Below are 18,579 nucleotides of genomic sequence, written 5' to 3'. Positions count from 1 at the left end.
GTGCTTTTTATTCATGATTTTAGTGCTGTGTAGTTTATGGATTGCTAATCGTTGTTATCCATTACTATTGTCTGATCAGCAACAGGATTTCGCTAGCGTGGTATTAGATGATCAAGGTTACCCGTTACGTGCCTTTGCGGATCAGCAAGGAGTGTGGCGTTATAAAGTCGATATAGAAAATATTTCCGATGAGTATTTATTAGCCTTAATTGCCTATGAAGATCGTTATTTTTATCAGCATCCTGGTGTTAATCCGATTAGTTTTTTAAGAGCAGCATGGCAATATTTAATCCATCAACGTATTGTTTCTGGTGGTTCAACTATCACCATGCAAGTTGCACGAATATTACACCCTCATCCGCGTACTTTATTGGGAAAACTACAGCAAGTATTGCGCGCTTTACAATTAGAATGGTATTTAAGCAAACAAGAAATATTAAATATTTACATTAATTACGCCCCATTTGGTGGCACTTTAGAAGGTGTGCAAGCTGCAAGTTATCAATATTTTCGAAAGCCTGCCTCGGCGTTGCGGCCTGCTGAAGCTGTTTTATTAGCGGTTTTACCACAAGCTCCCTCGCGATATCGACCAGATCGTTATCCTCAACGTGCCACGCAAGCAAGAAATAAAGTCATTGATCGACTAGTCAAGCAGGGCGATTGGAGCCCACAAAAAGGAAAACAAGTAAAACAAGAACCTGTGGTGGTATGGAAACCTGAGCAACCTTTTGTAGCACCGCTGTTAGCAAGGCGATTACATCAAGAAAACCCCAATGAAGCCGTTATCAATACTTATATTAAACGTGATTTACAACTGCAAATTAGTAGTTACGTTCAAGAATATGCGATGTTACAGGGGGCTGGTGTTTCGATGGCTGTGCTGGTGGTTGATAATCAAACACAACATGTAGTCAGTTATGTAGGATCTGCCTCGATGTTAGATGCAAGTCGTGCTGGCCACGTTGATATGATTCAAGCTATCCGCTCTCCTGGATCAACTTTAAAACCATTATTATTCGCTTTAGCGATTGATGACAACCTTATTCATTCACAATCCTTATTAGCCGATGTGCCTCGTTTAAATTCTCGCTATCAACCCGGTAACTTTGCTAAAGGGTTTGATGGCCCTGTGACTGTAACGGATGCATTGCAACGCTCTTTGAACATTCCTTTTGTGCAATTGATTGAAGCCTATGGAGAACAAAAGTTTGTGAATAAACTTGCACATGTATTGTATCCATTACGTATTCCCAATGGTCAAGCTAATGCGTCCGTTATATTAGGAGGTGCGGGGATTTCATTACAAAGTCTTGTGACTTTACACAGTAGTTTTGCTAATCAAGGTTGGGTTAAACCACTTATTTTTAAAAAGCCCGAAACTAATGAAAAGCCTAAAAATAGCAAAAATAATGCAGTTAAAGGACGTAGATTAGTTAGTGATGAAGCAGCTTGGATCACATGGAAAACCTTAACCGGATTAACTCCTCCTGCACAATTTAGTTGGGGTGTTTCACAACAAGTACGTCCAGTACTTGCTTGGAAAACTGGTACAAGTTGGTCTAGCCGGGATGCATGGGCAATTGGTAGCACTGAACAATATAGTATTGGTGTGTGGGTTGGGAAACCCAGTGGAGAGCCATTAAAAGGTGCACTAGGCGTAACCACCGCAGCGCCAGCATTATTTTCTGTGTTGAGCATGTTAAATAATGCAAAACAAGCGGATCTTCAATCTGTTTCAGCAATGCCTGAGCGGCCATTTAACGTACAGGAAAAAGAAATTTGTTGGCCCGATGGCAGAGCGAGCCATTTAAGTGAAGGTAGCTGTGATCGCCGTTTTGTTGCACTTACTAAAGGAGGGGTCACACCGAGAACGCTACAAATAGAATCGGGATTAGCTTTTCATCAGGTGATAGAAAACATTATGATTGATGCCGATAGCGGGCTGCGTTTATCGGGTCATTGTGGATCGTTAGTGGCAAAGCATAAAAAAGTTAGTGTATGGCCTCGACAGCTAGAACCTTGGCTTGCCGTTAATGAAAAAAGAGGACACCGTATTCCCATCTATTCTCCTCACTGTTTAGTGATCCCCAAACAAGCTGATGCACTTACTATTGTTGGTTTATTAAATCAACAACAAATATATAGACAGCAGCAGGAGTTAATTCTACAAACTGTCTATGCCGCGGGTGCTTCGGGGAAAGTTAGCTGGTATTTAAATGGACAATGGTTGGCCACACAAGCCGGTGCATTCACTTTAAAATTATTACCTCAATTACAAGGAAAAGCGGAGCTTGTTGCCATTGATCAACATGGCGTAACGGGACGAATCACTTTTACCATGAAAGATGATTTAATATCATTCTAGGTTTTATCTAAGTAGTTTATTTTGTAAAAATAACTACCTAGACAAAACCTAACTGCCTTAATAAAGCCCATAAATTGCCTTGTAATCATACGGTTAAACAAAGTAAGTTAGATCTAACTCTAAAATGGGGTTTAATTGATTATTTTTTTACATTATAAGTAAGCAAAAATATGCAAATTGCTTATACTCAGCGCAAATGTTTACCCCTATGCATTTTTACCCCTATGCATTATTTTCACTTCCTTAAAAGGAGGAGCAGGACTGAGTATGAATAAATTAAATCTTCTTCAAAAGCTGTTATTACTAACCCTATTGCCATTAGTGATCATTATTGTTTCACTTTCTTCTATCTCTTACTCTGTAGAAAAAGAAGGACTTGAGCGAGATGTTACTGAATTTCGTCAATCCTTGATGAAAGAGCGTAAGCAAGAACTAAGAGAAGTTACTGAAATTGCGTTAGGCATTATTGCTTATCAAAAATCTCTACCTAGTGGTGGTGATATTGATGCCGCACTGCGTGATATTCGATTTGGTAGTGCGGGATATTTTTATATTTATGATACCAAAGGCACTAGTATTTTCCATGCAGTAAAACCTGAAATGCAAGGCAAAAATTTTATTGATTTAAAAGATACAAAAGGCAATAAATTAATTGTTGGTTTATTAAATGCAGCTCAAAAGGGCGATGGCATCTATTCATTTTATTTCCAAAAACCAGGTTCTTCTGAGCAAATCGAGAAAATTGGTTATGCAACGATGATCCCCAATAGTAATTGGATGATAGGGACTGGTGCTTATGTTGATGATATTGAAAAAGTAATCGCTAACTATTCCAATAAAGCTGAGAAAGCATTATCTGAGAAAGTAATGTTTACTTTCATGATTTCGATCGCCTTAATCATTGTTACTGCCATTATCATCTATATCGCTGCAGTTAAAATGGTAAGACCGATTCAACGTATGGCTGATAACTTAAATGATATTGCTAAAGGCGAAGGAGACTTAACTCGACGCCTTGAAATTAATGGAAACGATGAAATTGCACAATTAGGCCGTTCTTTTAATCTGTTTGTTGATAAATTGAAAAATATCATTACTGATATCAGTGAAGCGACGATTGGCATCAATCAAGCTGGACGTGATATGGACCAACAAAGCCGCGGTATTGCGACACAATTAAAAGATCATAACAATGAAACAGAGCAAGTTGTATCTGCTGTGACTGAAATGTCATCAACGGCTAATGAAGTTGCAAGCAATACTAATCAAGTAGCGGAAGCAACCCGCGCAGTTTCAGAAGATGTTAATCACGCCCAAAGTTGTGTTGAAACGTCATTAACAGAAGTCTCTGCTTTAGTAGAGGAAATTAATGGTGCCGCAAGCAGTATGAATGCTTTAACGGAACAATCGCAAGAAATTAATAAGGTGTTGAGTGTGATTGGTGCGATTGCAGATCAAACTAATCTATTAGCATTGAATGCAGCCATTGAAGCAGCGCGAGCAGGAGAACATGGGCGCGGTTTTGCTGTGGTGGCAGATGAAGTAAGAAGCCTAGCAAGCCGTACACAAAAGAGTACCCTTGAAATCAATGAAATGCTTGGTGAATTACATCGTTTAGTAGAGCTTTCTGCCAAAGCGATGTCACTGAGTCAAGAGCGAAGTGTACGTTCTGTGGATTCATCGCGTGCTATTTCAGATAGTTTACATTCGGTGACTTCTGGTATTACCTCTATCAATGATATGAGTACTCAAATTGCTACTGCGGCAACGGAACAAAGTTCTGTGACGGAAGAGATCACTCGTAATGTTTATCAAATCCAAAGTATTGTGAATTCATTAACTGAAGGTAGCAGTGAAGCTGAAAAAATTGCGCGCGGTGTATTAATTGAAGGTAACAAACTAAATCAATTAGTGGGCCAATTTAAAATAAAGTAACTTGATGACGAGCAACGAGTATATTATTCATATGCTCGTTTGCGTCATATTGTTAATTAACATGGTTATTGCTTTATTATTTGAATCTAATCTTCTATGGATATCATGAGATAAGTTTACATAGGTATCAGGAACTAAGTTTAATAAAATAACGAGTTCTGATATTACACTAGCTCCTTTTTGCTGTTTTGTAATGTAGTGTTACTTCTTTGTTATGATTGCAGGAATAAAAACACATAAAAACACATAAAAACACATAAAAACACATAAAAAGAGTCATCTATGCCCTTACCTATGCCTTTAACTATGCCTTCATCTACACCTTCATTAACTCTGATACTTATTCGAGGTTTACCGGGAAGTGGAAAAAGTACTTTAGCTAAAAAAATAGTTAAAGAAGCGCAATATACAACGCAGCACTTAGAAGCTGATATGTTTTTTGTTAATGACAGTGATCGCTATCTATTTCAACCTGCTTTACTCAAACAAGCTCATGATTGGTGCCAACAACAGTGTCAGCATTTTTTAAAGTTGCAGCACAATGTGGTGGTCGCTAATACCTTTGTGGAGCAATGGGAGATGGAAGCTTATAGACAACTAGCCAAAAAGTATAATGCAACCTTACAAATTAAAGTATGCACAGGAAAGTTCATCAGCATTCATGATGTTCCTGCTGAAACAATTAAAAAAATGCGAAAGAAGTGGCAACCCTAGATATTTGTCACTTTAATTCACCGTGCTGTCACAATATTCTTTAGTCGTTAATCATTTTAAAATAGCAAAAATATGTCACAATTTATTGTATGAAAATACAAATATAGTGTATAAAAACACAAATATAGTGTCATTCCTCACGCAGCTTCTATCACCCACTTCACAGTTTTTATTTTATAGATAATACTGAAGGTATCTGTTTCTTTTTTAATTTTGCTGCTAAGAGCTATTCTTCTTTAGTACTGGTTCACCACGTTGAAAGTAAAAGATTGCCGATTAATTGACTTTTTCAGATTGAATAAAGTAAACAGATCCATTTTTAGTTCGATGGTAAGACCTTAAACTAAGGAAGTAAATCTATGCATAATCCCTCCGCTAATGAGCAACATGTTTTAAAAAATGGTCGCGCTACTATTGCAGTGTTAGTCGGTTCAATGTCCTCAGCATACCAAGAGGGAATTATGCGTGGCGCGGCTCATGTGGCAGAGAAAAATGATTATAACGTGATCGGTTATTGTGGTGGCGCGGTTAATTCTACAGACCCTTTATCATTAGTGCGAGACCGTGTTTTTGGGCTTGTTGATATGGACTTAATTGCGGGGGTGATTGGCCCCTTTAGTTCTCACTTACGTTTTTTAGATGATCACTCTAGTCAAAAACTGATCCATCGGTTTTCTACAGTACCCACGGTCAATATCGGTAGTTATGTGCAAGGGCACAGCAACGTCATTACCGATTATGCAATTGGTTTTGAACAGTTATTCGAGCACTTTTATGTCAAACATCAGTATCGTCATATTCTTATAATGAGAGGCCCTAAGCACCACGCCTCTTCAAATAGTCGAACCGAAATATACAAAGAAATGTTAATTAAGCATCAGCTTCCCTTTGATCAAGATGCTGTTTTATATGCTGATTTAAATCGCTTGGCTGCAAAGATCTCCTTTGAAAAATTCTTAGATCAAGTGGGTAAACCCGTTGAAGTTGTGATTGCAGTAAATGATAACCAAGCCCTCGGGGTTATCGACGCCTGCAAGGAGCGAGGTATTTCTGTTCCCGAAGAAATAGCAGTGATAGGGTCGATGGATACATTAGAAGGTGCCTTTGCTTCCCCTGCTTTAACTAGTATACAAGAACCGCTCTTTGAACTTGGTAGCGTTGCTGCTCAGGCACTTATTGATCAAATTGAAGGTAAATCACAACGAGTTGATATTTATGTCCCCACATCATTAGTGATAAGACAATCATGTGGGTGTTTACCTGAGGCTCATTTTAGATCCAATAAAGAGCAGTGCGACCTGACCAAAGCATTAGGGGATATAAAGAATAATGATCTCATTTTTAAAGGCATTCTGGATTATTTTGAGTCTAAGGTGGTCCCTTATAAGGGAGGTATTATTCGCGATGATGTCGCCTCAGTGATTCATTTATACCAGCAGGCGGTTCATGAAAAAGATTTTGATGGCTTTTTAAAAATACTACAATGCTACTTACAAGAGTCGGTGAAAACGGAAGAAATTATTCTATGGCTTGAATTGACTGACTGTATACAGTTTAGTGCATTACAATATTTAGAACAGGACAAAGATGCACATGGATTGGTTGGTTTTATAGGACAATTGATCTCTTTAAAAAATAAAATTGAGAAAGTGGCCATTAATTTTCAGCGCTTTGAAGCTGAATATTATTTGAATTATTTTAGAACCATCGTTAATAACCTCAACTCCTCATTTGATTTAACACGAATAAAAGAATATGCCGTTGATATTTTAAATTTATCGGAGCTACACATCTCTTTATTTAACGAGCTAAATAGCGAACCTCTTTACGCTACTAACATTGTATCTGTTCGTAATAACCAATTTATGCAAATAGAGAATAAAGAATTTCTTGCCAAGAAATTATTGCCGGATGGTCTAATACATTATCAAGATCGTTTTACATTGATGGTTTTTCCTTTGTCTTTTAGAAAGAAAGCATTGGGTTTTATGACCTTGAATTTAAGTAACCGTAAAGGCACTGCGTTTGAGAATTTGCGCGCTATTATTAGTGCCGCATTAAAAAATGAAATTTTGATTCAAGATTTAAAGAAAGAACAAATACGGTTTAGTGAGATAGCACATAGCTCATCTAATTGGTTATGGGAAACCGATAAAAATAATGAGTTTACGTATTGTTCCAACTCAACGAGCGAGATCATTGGTTATCCACCTGAATTATTGATGAAGAAAAAAATTAATGAATTTAATGTCGGAAAAGAAGGGTGTTTTATCAATAGAATGCATAGTCATGAGGTGATAATTGATTTTGAATGTTGGTATCGACATCACAATGGCAATGTTATTTGTTTGTTAATTTCAGCTAAACCTATTTTTATTAATCAGGTATTTACTGGTTATCGTGGGCTATTTGAAGATGTAACAGAAAAAAAACTACAAGCTGAGAAAATTAAAAACTTAGCAAATTTAGATATTTTAACTGGTTTGCCAAATCGTAAGTTATTTCAACATAAACTCACTGAAGTGATTGAGCATTGCCGAGTTGAGAATAAAAAATGTGCAATTATATGTATCGATGTCGACTACTTTAAGCATGTTAACGATACGCTTGGGCACGAAGGAGGTGATTTATTACTTGTGCAATTAACGCAACGTTTACAAAGTGCACTTTCTAAAGAGCATATCTTGGCGCGATTAGGTGGTGATGAATTTGTTATCATCGTGCCCGATATACAGAGTGAAGAAAATGTAGTCGAGGCTGTTCTATCTATCTTTAAGCATATAAAAGCACCTATTTTGATTAATGATAAACCTATTTACAGTACCTTGAGTTTAGGGGTTAGCTTGTATCCCAATGATGGTGATGATGTACAAACATTGCTGCAGAGTGGGGATAATGCAATGTATCAAGCAAAATCCCAAGGACGTAATGGTTATGTTTTTTATGATAAATTTTTAGAACAAAAGAATATTTTACGCAATAAATATGAAGATATATTACGAGAAGCGATCCTAAAGCAGCAATTCATTTTATATTATCAACCTCAAGTTTCGGTTAATACCGGAAACATTGTCGGTTTTGAAGCACTGGTTAGAATACAAAATAAAGAGCAGGAAATTATTGCGCCCAATAATTTTATTCCACTGGCTGAAGAGCTAGGGTTAATTGGGCAAGTTGATGAGTTAATCTTTGAAGAGGGATGTAGACAATATGGCTATTGGCGTAAAAATGGCCATCAAAATATCCGCTTATCAATAAATTTATCGGCACTGCAATTACGAAATGAAAAATTATTGAATACTTACATACAGATAATGAAAGCGCATCATGTTGACCCTAAAGATATTCAAATAGAAATTACTGAAAATGCTTTGATTGAAAATGAACAACTAGCATTAACTATTTTACAGGGCTTTAAAGACTATGGGTTGAGTATTGCTTTAGATGATTTTGGTACGGGTTATTCATCACTTAACTGTATCAACCTTTACCCCATTGATACGATTAAAATAGATAGAACGTTTGTTAAAGATGCGGTCAATAACCCAAAAAATAAGGCTGTTATTCAAGGCATGGTCTTAATTGCTAGCAGTTTAAATTTAAAAATTATTGCTGAAGGTGTTGAAACCGTCGAGCAATATGAATTTATTAAGCAACTAGGGTGCCATGAAATTCAAGGTTATTACTTTTATAAACCTTGCCCCGCTGCACAAGTCGAGCTGTTATTGCAACAACGGGCGGTAACAACTATTAAATAAAAGCTTTATTTACTTTGTGGGTAAGCCACTGGCTTAAATTATTAAATTTATACTCTACATAACTTACTGTCAGCATACGATGATTCGTTTGATACTGCCGTTGTTGATTGTTTACGACTATTTTCTGCTCTCCCTTCAAACGGGTGTTTGTCACTCTCAGCATGCTTTTACATTCGCGAACCCTTATATAAGAAGTTCGTTATATTGCGAGTCCTTACATTCGCCGCTAATTAAATACCCTAATGGTGGCGACAATAATATTGAGGTACTTGCCAACTAACTTTTGTCTACTTAATGTCTATATTTTTGTCTGTAGAACACGTCAGTTAAATATTTTTGGTGACTAAAATTGATTGCTACCTTGCTTTTTGTAATTAAGTCACCATCTAATGATAGTAATCAATTTTTTCTCTATTAACTAACGCCTAGGAAACGGTAGATTTGTTAACGATGAGATAAAGGAGTAGTTGAGTTTAAACTAACAATAGAAATTGCTTAAACAATAGGGTTAAAAAGTATGACTTTCAAAATAGTGTTTTAAATAGATTGTTTTAATGTTATTGTTTCGACATAATATGCCTAGAGTTATTTTGAAGTTTAATTTCATGTGAGCTTTAATTTGATTATTAATCACAAAGAATAAATAGTATCTGGGTGAAGAGTTAATGGTTAAATTGAACTAATTGTTCAAGTTAACACACTAATTAAAGTGACTAAGTAACGGCGATATCGGCGTGAGTTAAAAGGCCAAAATACGACCTTTTTATAGACTTGATATAAGTTTGTTTAAAGAGGGAAATGATTGAATATTATCGCTAGTTATTTTTCATTTTTAATGGTGGAAAGAGAGTTAAGAAATGCATCAAACTTTGAATGATTTAATTAATCAAAGCGTATTTTAAAACCCTCTATAAAGTAGTGTTTATGCTAGATGGGATAGTTGATTTTATAATCAGTAATATGTTGATTATAAATGAGAATTAACTTTTTTTAGGTCTCACTTTTTATAAAAGTTAGGTTTCTATCATGTTAATTTTTTTGCCCCTATAGTATATTGAGTATTGATACTTTATCGGTATCTATAATGTTAAAATAAACTTTTATTAAGTGGAGAATTAATATGGCTGTTTCGTTACAAAAAGGTGGAAATGTTTCTTTAGAGAAAGTTGCTCCTGGTATGACCAAATGTTTATTAGGGTTAGGTTGGGATTCTAGAGCGACTGATGGCGCAGATTTCGACTTAGATGCTTCTGTGTTTCTACTAACGGCTGATGGTAAAGTTAAATCAGATAAAGGCTTTATATTCTTTAATAACTTAATGTCTGAATGTAAATCGGTTGAGCACACGGGTGACAATCTTACGGGTGAAGGCGAAGGCGATGATGAAGCCGTTAAAGTTGATCTAAGCTTAGTACCTGCAGATGTATCAAAAATTGTTATCGCAGTGACTATTCATGAAGCTGAAGCAAGAAAACAAAACTTTGGTCAAGTATCAAATGCCTTTATTCGTATCGTAAATCAAGCTTCAAATGAAGAAGTAGCACGTTACGACTTATCTGAAGATTATTCTATTGAAACTGCATTAATTTTCGGTGAGTTATATCTACATAATGGCGCGTGGAAATTTAAAGCGATTGGACAAGGTTTTGAAGGTGGTTTAGGTCCTCTAGCTCGTCAATACGGCGTACAAGTTTAGTATTTGATCAAGTTTTAATAAAAGGTTGGCTGACAGTGTTCGCCAATCTTTATTTTTTGAATAACAATGTGGAGTATTAAATGGCAATTTCATTACAAAAAGGCCAAAAAATCAGCCTTGAGAAGAGTAACGGTACTGGCTTAACGAATATCTGTGTAGGCGTTAACTGGGGTGCGATCACTAAGAAAGGTTTTTTTGGCGGCGAGAAAAAAGTTGCTGTTGATTTAGATGCGAGCTGTGCTGTTTTTGATGCTAGCGGAAAAACATTAGATGTTGTCTACTTTGGTAAACTAACTAGTACGGGTATTAAACATTCTGGTGATGACCTAGAAGGTGATTTAGACGGTGATGATGGCTTAGATAATGAAATCATTAGCGTGAATCTTCCGCAGTTACCAGCTAATGCAGAGCAAGTTGTTTTTGTACTTAACTCATTCAGCGGTAACGATTTCAAAACTATCCCTTTTGCCTCTATCCGTTTGTATGAAGGTACACCGAGTCGCGTTGATTCTGTTCATGCCGTATATGATATTGCTAATGATCCACAGTTTGCAGGCTCTGTTTCTATGGTACTTGGTAAACTTTACAAGCATAATGGTAGCTGGAAGTTCTCTGCGATTGGTGAAACAACAGCAGATAAAGGCCTAGAAGGTACAATTAAAACTGTTGCAGGTGGTTACCTTTAGATTTTAAGTGATGATGTAACTTTGGTAAAGCAGCTGTAACAATCAAACTGTGCCAATTTAACAGTAACCATTTAGCAGTACTAATTTAACAATACCAATGTAACAGTACCAATGTAAAATAGAACAATTTAGTCATCAAACAATATTCGATGCAGCCTGTCTTGCTATTAGCAAACACTTAGCTTGAAAGGGTGAGGCAAGGGCTTATCGAGAGAAAGGAATTTAATAAACTGTTTACAGGTTGATTAAAACTGACTCACAGATTGGTGACTAAATATAAAACAAAGTAAGAAATAAATCTAAAGCGTTAATTGTATGGCTGTTAGTAACAGAACTGCTAGTTATAGAACTGTTAATGATAGAAGTAAGTTAATCGCAATAGGTTGAACATAACTTGTCTGATTTAACTCCAAACCCTGCATTTATATTTATAGTGGTTAATATCACTATTGATAAAGTGCGGTTAATGGAAATTGTACTGATTGCCTTAAATAAGTGATTGGTATTATTAGACAGCAATAAAAATTAGTTTATTAGCCACAAGCTACGGCATACAAGTAGCTTATTAATTTGGAGAGTATCTTGGATACAATATTACCGTTTTTTTATATCATTATTTCATGCTATTTACTTAAATATGCCTGTGATACGTTTGAACAAGCAGCTGGTTACTTAGGCCGTAATTTCGCACCCGGTATAAAAGGCGCAACGGTTAATGCTATCGGTTCAAGCATGCCAGAGATGTTTGTTGTTATTGCTTGTTTGTTTTGGTTCGACGATCCATCATTAGTGATGGTTGCTTTAGGTGTAACAGCGGGATCTGCTATTTTTAATGGTTGTGTGATCCCCGCTTTGTCTATCCTAATGGCAAAAGATGAAAGCGGCAAAAAAGTTGATCATATTGAACTTGATAAGCGTACTTTGATAAGAGACGTTTTTTGGGTGTTAGCGGCAGAAATTGCATTGATCGTGTGTTTAGGCTTTGATCATTTCACTATCTGGATGGCGATTATTCTTAACCTTATCTATGTAGGTTACGGAGCTCATTTATATTACGACTCTAAAAAATACAGTGAAGATGATGAAGAGTATGAATATGAAGAAATCGAAGATAAAGGCGTGATCGGTAACTTATTTACTTTTAACTTCAATGCATTGTTATTTTCAAATAAAAGTTTCACTTTAATCAGTTCCCTCGTTGTTTTAATACTCGCTATTTTAATCATTTCAGGCGCATCACATGTGCTGGTTGAAGGTGTATTAGGTAGTGCGACAGTATTAGGTGTTCCTGAGTTTTTTGCTGGCTTAATATTTGGTGCTGCAGCGTCTTCTATTCCTGATTTAATCCTATCGGTTAAAGATGCTCAAAAAGGCGAATATGAAGATGCAGTTGCTAACCCATTAGCGTCAAATACTTTTGATACCACGGTTGCCTTTGCATTACCATTATTAGCATGGTTCCTTATTAATGGTGTTGATTCATTACCATTAGAGCAAGATGCTAACTTGACTATTTTACGTTGGTCAATTGTTGCCATCACTGGCGCAGTAGCAGCAAGCTTATTGTTTAAACATAAGAAAGTAACCAAAGGCGTTGCATACTTCTTATTAGCAATGTTCGGTATTTGGGCGGCTGCAATGTACTTTGTTATTCAATAAAAGTACTTAATGCTCGCAAAAAAGGCTTATTCTTGAATAAGCCTTTTTTTATTGAGTTGTAATAAATTTACGCTGAAAATACAGTTAAGCAATAGGCGATGAGATATCATTGAGTAGACTTTAAAATTGCATAACCTTACAAGGAATAGCTTTTTTATGTGTATTTTATTCATCACAAATGCTTGATAAATAGCAATATATGACTGTCTTAGTCCACGCAGAGGCGGTACGATGGTGATGACTATAATTTTTAAACGTTTAAATATAATTTAATGGTTAATATGAAACATACTTATACAACTGCAGCGGGAGATATCTCCTTAAAGACCGATAATGACAGAGAATGTTTAGATAACATTTTGTCATTTGCTTGCAGACAGAACCCTAAAAGACATTTTATTATTATTAATAAGTTAATTGGTCGATATACGCCTACGGCTCCTAAGATCATGCGTGAAACTTATGAGCAACTTGTCGACCAAATTAAACCCGGTGCAAGCAGTTATGTGGTTAGTTTAGCTGAAGCGGCAACGGGATTAGGAGCAGGTGTTGCAGACAGCTTATCCAAAAGACAAAATAAAGTTTACTTCCAGCATACGACTAGACAAAAAATAGATGCTAAATTGTGGTTTAGTATTGATGAGGCTCACAGTCATGCCGTTAGCCATCTTTTTTACCAGCCTAAAGACGAGTTATTACCCGCCATTACTCAGGTAAAAAGATTGATCCTGGTTGATGACGAAATCACCACTGGAAAAACCATTAAACAATTACTTAACAACTTGATTGATTATCTACCCTGTTTAGAAGAAGTGATCGTGACTTCAATCATTAATTTAGGTGGTCAAAAAAGTTTAATTAATAGCGCAGATATAGGCTTACCGATTCGTTATGTATCCTTAGTTGATGCTGACCTTAGTATTGAAAAAAATCCAGAATTTAAGCCGCAATTACCGCAACATGCAGATACAAAACTAAGCACTTCAAAGGCTTCTTCTGCCGTTGGTAGACGAGGATTAGCAATGCCCTACGTTAGCGAATTGAATGAAATAAAATCTGCAAATAGCACCATTGTTATCGCCGATGGAGAGCACCAATATATTCCCTTTTTATTGGCGGAGAAATTAGAAGAAAGTGGGGTAGATGTAGTATTTCAATCAATTAATCGTTCACCTATTTTGCCCTGTGAAGTGATTCAAAACCAATATAAAATTGAAACCGAATCTAATACCGCGGAACATTATTTGTATAATTATTTTCCTGAAAATAAATCAGTATTTGTGGTCAGTGAGCACCAGTACGAAGGGTTAGAATTTGCCGATGGAGTTAAATGTCACCCATGGAAGTCTTAACCAAAAACAATGATCGCTTATTTGTATTTACTGACTTAGACGATACATTATTTGCGAGTGTAAAAGGGCAAGTTAGTGAACATATGATCCCTTCTACGGTGGGCGTGAACGGTCAACCCTATGCTTATTCTTCAGTACAACAACAAAAATTATTAAACGTAATGATCAAATCAAATGCGATCATTATTCCTGTTACAGGGCGAAGAAGTAGCTCTTTTTTGAATTGTAAGTTACCTGCAATTACCAATACTGATTACGCCATTGTTTCACATGGGGCAGTTATTTTAGATAATAAACATCAACTGTTAGATGAATGGAAAGTGTTTTTAGAACAGCAATTTAGCCTACAACTATGGCATAATAAATTAGTTGAATTGTATGAAAAATTATCTCATTACTTTGAAGTGATCAATAGTGGTGTGCGGGTTAGATTGATTATCGACCATGGCATTAGCACTTATCTTTGCTTAAAGATAAGTAAAGATTATGCAGATGTTAAAAAAATAGTACAAGTGAATGACTATTTAGAATCTACCTTACCTAAAGAGATGTTTTTACACGCTAATGGTCGTAACTTTGCCATATTACCTCCCTACGCACGCAAAAAAGTAGCCGTTGATTTCTTAAAAAAAATGATGAACGTAGGTGAGTTGGATACGGTTTTTGCAATGGGTGATAGTCACAGTGATTTGCCTTTTATGCAGGACTCCGATTTTTTAATTGTTCCGCAACAAGCACAAATTTTTAAGCAGGAATAAAATAATGAAAGAGCCATTATTAGGCAGTTATTCAAAACAAGATTGCCAGTTTTTATTAAAACAAATACAGCCTAATTTTTATACCGTGGAAGATAAAGAAAGGTTGATTCAAACAGGGCAATTACATTATTCGCAAATGGTCAGTCAAGAATCAAAACCCACTACTGAATATGAACAATTATTTCTTTCGCTGACCGCTCAGTATAAACAACAGTTAGCCAATGAAATTCTACAGCTGGCCTATTTAATAGGAGACAATATTCAACAGGATGTTTGTATTGTGTCTTTAGTGCGTGCAGGCACGCCTATTGGTGTATTGGTGAATAAAGCAATTAATCAATATGCGAACGTCAATGCTCAACATTTTTCGATCAGTATTGTGCGTGATAAAGGCATTGACGTTAATGCGCTTGATTACCTCATTTATGACTTAAAAATACCACCTGAAAGTATAGTGTTTATTGATGGGTGGACTGCAAAAGGCGTGATCACAAGAGAATTAAAACAAGCCATTGTTGAATATAATAACCGTCGACAAGTAAATATTGGTGCACAACTCTACGTTATTTCTGATATTGGCGGTACAGCGGATTTTTCAGTGACGTTACGTGATTATACTATCCCTAGCGCACTCATGAATTCGACCGTGAGTGGGTTAATAAGTCGCTCTGTGATCAATGACCAAATTGGTGAAACCGATTTTCATGGCTGTATTTCTTATCAGCACCTAGAGGATTATGATTATTCAAATTGGTTTATTGAAGAAATCTCAGCATGTTTTGTAGAAAAAGAATATCAAAGGGCAGAGTTGATAAGTCCTGAGCAACGCCAATTACGTCATCAACAAACACAGCAAGCAATCTCTGAGCTAATGCAAAAATTCAATGTCAGTGACATCAATCGTATTAAACCAGGTATTGCAGAAGCCACCCGTGTCATGCTGCGTAGAGTACCTGATTTGTTAATTGTGAATGACCCAAATAACCCTGATATAAAGCATTTATTACGTATTGCTAATGAAAAAGAAATTAGCATAATCACTTTTCCAGCGATGCCTTTTGGGGCATGCGCATTAATTAAAGATGTCATATGAATACAAAAAAAGTTGCCCTATTTGATTTTGATGAGACCTTAGTACACGAAAACTCCCTGAGTTATTTGTTTAAGTATTTGTTAGGTAGAAAACCATTATTTTTTTATTTATTCGCACTTTTTTGGGATCTTCGCGTCTATCGAGGACAGCTCAGATCTTTAATTAAACACCGCCTTTATAAAAAATCATTAGAGGGCAGGGATGCTGAACAAGTTTATCAAGCGGGGTTAGTGAGTGCGGCAAAACTCTCACAAATCAAAGAAGTGGTACAGCAGATGTATGACCTTCATGAAAAAGGCGTTGAAGTTTGGATCATCACTGCTTCACCACAACCTTTTATCGAAGGCATCGTGGCACAATTAAAGTGGCCGGTAGCGCGTGTGATCGGAACATTGCTTGAATCTGAAAATGGAAAATTAACTGGAGAAATCGGGCCTGAGTGCCAATTAGAAGAAAAAGTACGTCGCTTTAATTTAACCATTGAAGAAGATGCTTTAGACTATTGTGTAGAGGCATCCTATGGTAACTTACCTGTGGACATCCCGATGTTAGACCTTGCTCAACATAAGTTTTTTGTAGAAAACGGTAAATTAGATCCCTTTGTAGGGAATTGATATTAATACGCTTAATGCTAAACCTATCACTGGTTTAGTTTAATTTTAATTTGGAGAAGTAAAAATGAGTTTTTGGAATAATATTAAAGAAAAATTAAATGAGGCCAATGAAAATTTACAAAAAAACGTGGGTCAATTTAAAAATAAAAAATTTGCTGATGCGTCAATGGCAATTTGTGCATTAGTTGCTGCTGCTGATGGTGACATCGATGCAGACGAGCGTAAAAAAACAGCCGGTTTTATTATGGCTAATGAAACACTAAAAGTGTTTTCGCCTTCTGATCTAAAAGAAAAATTTGATTTCTTTTGTAACAAATTAGAAGCAGATTATGACTTTGGTAAAATTGAAGCGATTCAAGCACTAGGTGCATTAAAAGGTAAGCCAGAACAAGCACGCGCTTGTATTCAATTAGGTATCATTATTGGTGGTGCTGATGGCGAGTTTGATGCTGATGAAAAACAAGTCATTAAAGAAGCTTGTAATGCAGTGGGTATTGCCCCATCTGAATTCGATTTATAATCATCAATTGATATGCAGTCATTAATGCTTAACTGACCAATGACTGCTAAACTAATCAATGACTAGTAGTCATAAAAGGCTGAAATCTTTCACTAAAGATTTCAGCCTTTTTTATAAGCAGATTTTATCTAAAATGCTAATAACTTTGTTTAAAACAACTTTTAAAACAACTTTTAAAACAACTTTTAAAACAACTTCTAAAATAGACGTTAACAACAAGCTATCCAGTTAACTTCACCCTTCACCCTTCATCATCGCATCTAATTTTTCCATGCTTTGTTCAAAATAGGGGTTGTAAGTTAAGCGTGCCAGGGTTTTTCCTTCCTCTCTTGAACCGTAAGAAGAAAACCATACCTCATCACCTAGTTCACAGGCTTTTTCTTGTTCTTTACTTTGCCCGTTATTGCATATTCTAATCGCTGCTTGTTGACCATATTCGGCGTTATTAGGTGAAAATAATAATCCCATGTGAGAGCCATTAACAATGTGTAAATCGGGACGTTGCATAGTGAATCTTGTCGTTTTTTCAATGGATAAATCACGCTCACCTTGCCATATCAGCTGATTATTTTTATTGGTGAATTGTTTTTGAAACACGGTGGTGGGAAATTTGGTGTCAATAACACTATCACCTTCACTTATCATCATAAAAACGGGTTTGTTGTAGGTCGTATTTTCTAAATCATGTTGCACAACTTTTACTGTATCGTAATAAACAGCAGCGCCATTCATTGGCAAAGAGTTATAGCGCGTATAATTGGTCTCAGGATCTCGGTCCGCCCATGTCATTACATAACTAGCAACTTTAGCCCATTTCACTACCGAAGATTCTGGTTTAAAGGCGGGTGAAAATAGTAATAATCCTTCGATGCCATCATCATTTAATGCCTCTGATGTAACTAAGTTTGCACCTGTAGAATAACCGCCAAGCCACAGTTTGTTGGCCTTTGGTTTTAATAACGCAATATGATGGCTTACTACATTTTGCCAATCTTCTAATGTCGGTAACATCAAATCTCCGACTTTACTGCCATGTCCGGGTAATAATACCGTTCTAACAAGATACCCCTGTGCAGCAAGATGTTGTGCCACATCCATAAAGGAATAGGGGGAATCACCTAAACCATGTACCAATAATACTGCATCGCCATTTGGGTTTTCAGGAATTAGCTCAAAGGGTGCATTCGCTTGTAGCTCTTTTTCAATATTATCTGTTTTAAATACACGATGTTGAGATAACCATTGTTTAGTTTCATTAACATACTGTTGAAAATTATCTTGGGAGTAACTAGGTAATGATGCTGAAGCGACATAATTAGGGTCTGTCTTAGATTGGCTACAGGCCGTTAAAAGCCCAATGGCACTAATAAAAGCAATACGATACAAAGATGAAGTCACGATAAAGTCCTATTAAAAAATGAATGTGTAA

The 18,579-nt window shown here is 36.2% G+C and carries 13 protein-coding genes; 12 read left to right on the top strand and 1 reads right to left on the bottom strand.

Translation table 11 applies throughout. From position 1 onward, the window contains the following. Window positions 1-13 precede the first annotated feature (13 nt). The 12 genes from pbpC (at window position 14) to MT391_RS05790 (ending at window position 17,150) form a co-directional block, all read left to right on the top strand. Window positions 14-2,365 (top strand): penicillin-binding protein 1C, encoded by a 2,352-nt coding sequence (gene pbpC, locus MT391_RS05845; protein WP_499497192.1) that lies wholly within the window; start codon window positions 14-16, stop codon window positions 2,363-2,365. Between the two features lie 267 nt (window positions 2,366-2,632). Then, window positions 2,633-4,300 (top strand): methyl-accepting chemotaxis protein, encoded by a 1,668-nt coding sequence (locus tag MT391_RS05840; protein WP_499497191.1) that lies wholly within the window; start codon window positions 2,633-2,635, stop codon window positions 4,298-4,300. Between the two features lie 282 nt (window positions 4,301-4,582). After that, window positions 4,583-5,014, top strand: a complete 432-nt coding sequence (locus MT391_RS05835; RefSeq protein WP_499497190.1) for an ATP-binding protein — start codon at window positions 4,583-4,585, stop codon at window positions 5,012-5,014. A gap of 359 nt (window positions 5,015-5,373) precedes the next feature. Then, a complete protein-coding gene (locus MT391_RS05830; RefSeq protein WP_499497189.1) occupies window positions 5,374-8,772 on the top strand; it encodes an EAL domain-containing protein in 3,399 nt (1,132 codons plus the stop codon). A gap of 1,120 nt (window positions 8,773-9,892) precedes the next feature. Next, entirely contained in the window at window positions 9,893-10,468 is a 576-nt protein-coding gene (locus MT391_RS05825) for a TerD family protein (RefSeq protein ID WP_028869612.1), read from the top strand. A gap of 80 nt (window positions 10,469-10,548) precedes the next feature. Continuing rightward, window positions 10,549-11,154: a TerD family protein gene (locus MT391_RS05820; RefSeq protein ID WP_166369968.1), complete on the top strand. Its 606-nt coding sequence runs from the start codon at window positions 10,549-10,551 to the stop codon at window positions 11,152-11,154. A 582-nt stretch (window positions 11,155-11,736) separates the two neighbouring features. Continuing rightward, a complete protein-coding gene (locus MT391_RS05815; protein ID WP_240923564.1) occupies window positions 11,737-12,813 on the top strand; it encodes a sodium:calcium antiporter in 1,077 nt (358 codons plus the stop codon). 281 nt (window positions 12,814-13,094) lie between these two features. Then, window positions 13,095-14,165: a phosphoribosyltransferase domain-containing protein gene (locus MT391_RS05810; protein WP_166369972.1), complete on the top strand. Its 1,071-nt coding sequence runs from the start codon at window positions 13,095-13,097 to the stop codon at window positions 14,163-14,165. Then, window positions 14,144-14,923, top strand: a complete 780-nt coding sequence (locus MT391_RS05805; protein ID WP_166369974.1) for an HAD hydrolase family protein — start codon at window positions 14,144-14,146, stop codon at window positions 14,921-14,923. The genes MT391_RS05810 and MT391_RS05805 overlap by 22 nt, the downstream gene beginning before the upstream one ends. 4 nt (window positions 14,924-14,927) lie before the next feature. Further along, on the top strand, window positions 14,928-16,016 hold the full coding sequence (locus MT391_RS05800) for a cysteine protease StiP family protein (protein ID WP_499497188.1): 1,089 nt from the start codon (window positions 14,928-14,930) through the stop codon (window positions 16,014-16,016). After that, window positions 16,013-16,630: an HAD-IB family phosphatase gene (locus MT391_RS05795; protein WP_166369978.1), complete on the top strand. Its 618-nt coding sequence runs from the start codon at window positions 16,013-16,015 to the stop codon at window positions 16,628-16,630. Before MT391_RS05800 ends, MT391_RS05795 begins: the two co-directional genes overlap by 4 nt. Before the next feature lie 64 nt (window positions 16,631-16,694). Next, complete coding sequence (locus MT391_RS05790) at window positions 16,695-17,150, top strand: tellurite resistance TerB family protein (RefSeq protein WP_166369980.1); 456 nt, start codon at window positions 16,695-16,697, stop codon at window positions 17,148-17,150. Between the two features lie 234 nt (window positions 17,151-17,384). On the opposite strand, the gene MT391_RS05785 is transcribed toward MT391_RS05790, so the two are convergent. After that, the gene (locus MT391_RS05785; RefSeq protein WP_499497187.1) at window positions 17,385-18,548 is read right to left on the bottom strand and encodes an alpha/beta hydrolase; all 1,164 of its coding nucleotides are present in this window, start codon (window positions 18,546-18,548) and stop codon (window positions 17,385-17,387) included. Between the last annotated feature and the right edge of the window lie 31 nt (window positions 18,549-18,579).

Source organism: Vibrio sp. 1-Bac 57 (genome assembly GCF_037546855.1).
In the GTDB taxonomy this organism is placed as follows: domain Bacteria; phylum Pseudomonadota; class Gammaproteobacteria; order Enterobacterales; family Psychromonadaceae; genus Psychromonas.
Note: the sequence above shows the minus strand (reverse complement) of the source record. Positions and strands in the feature narration are given on the sequence as shown.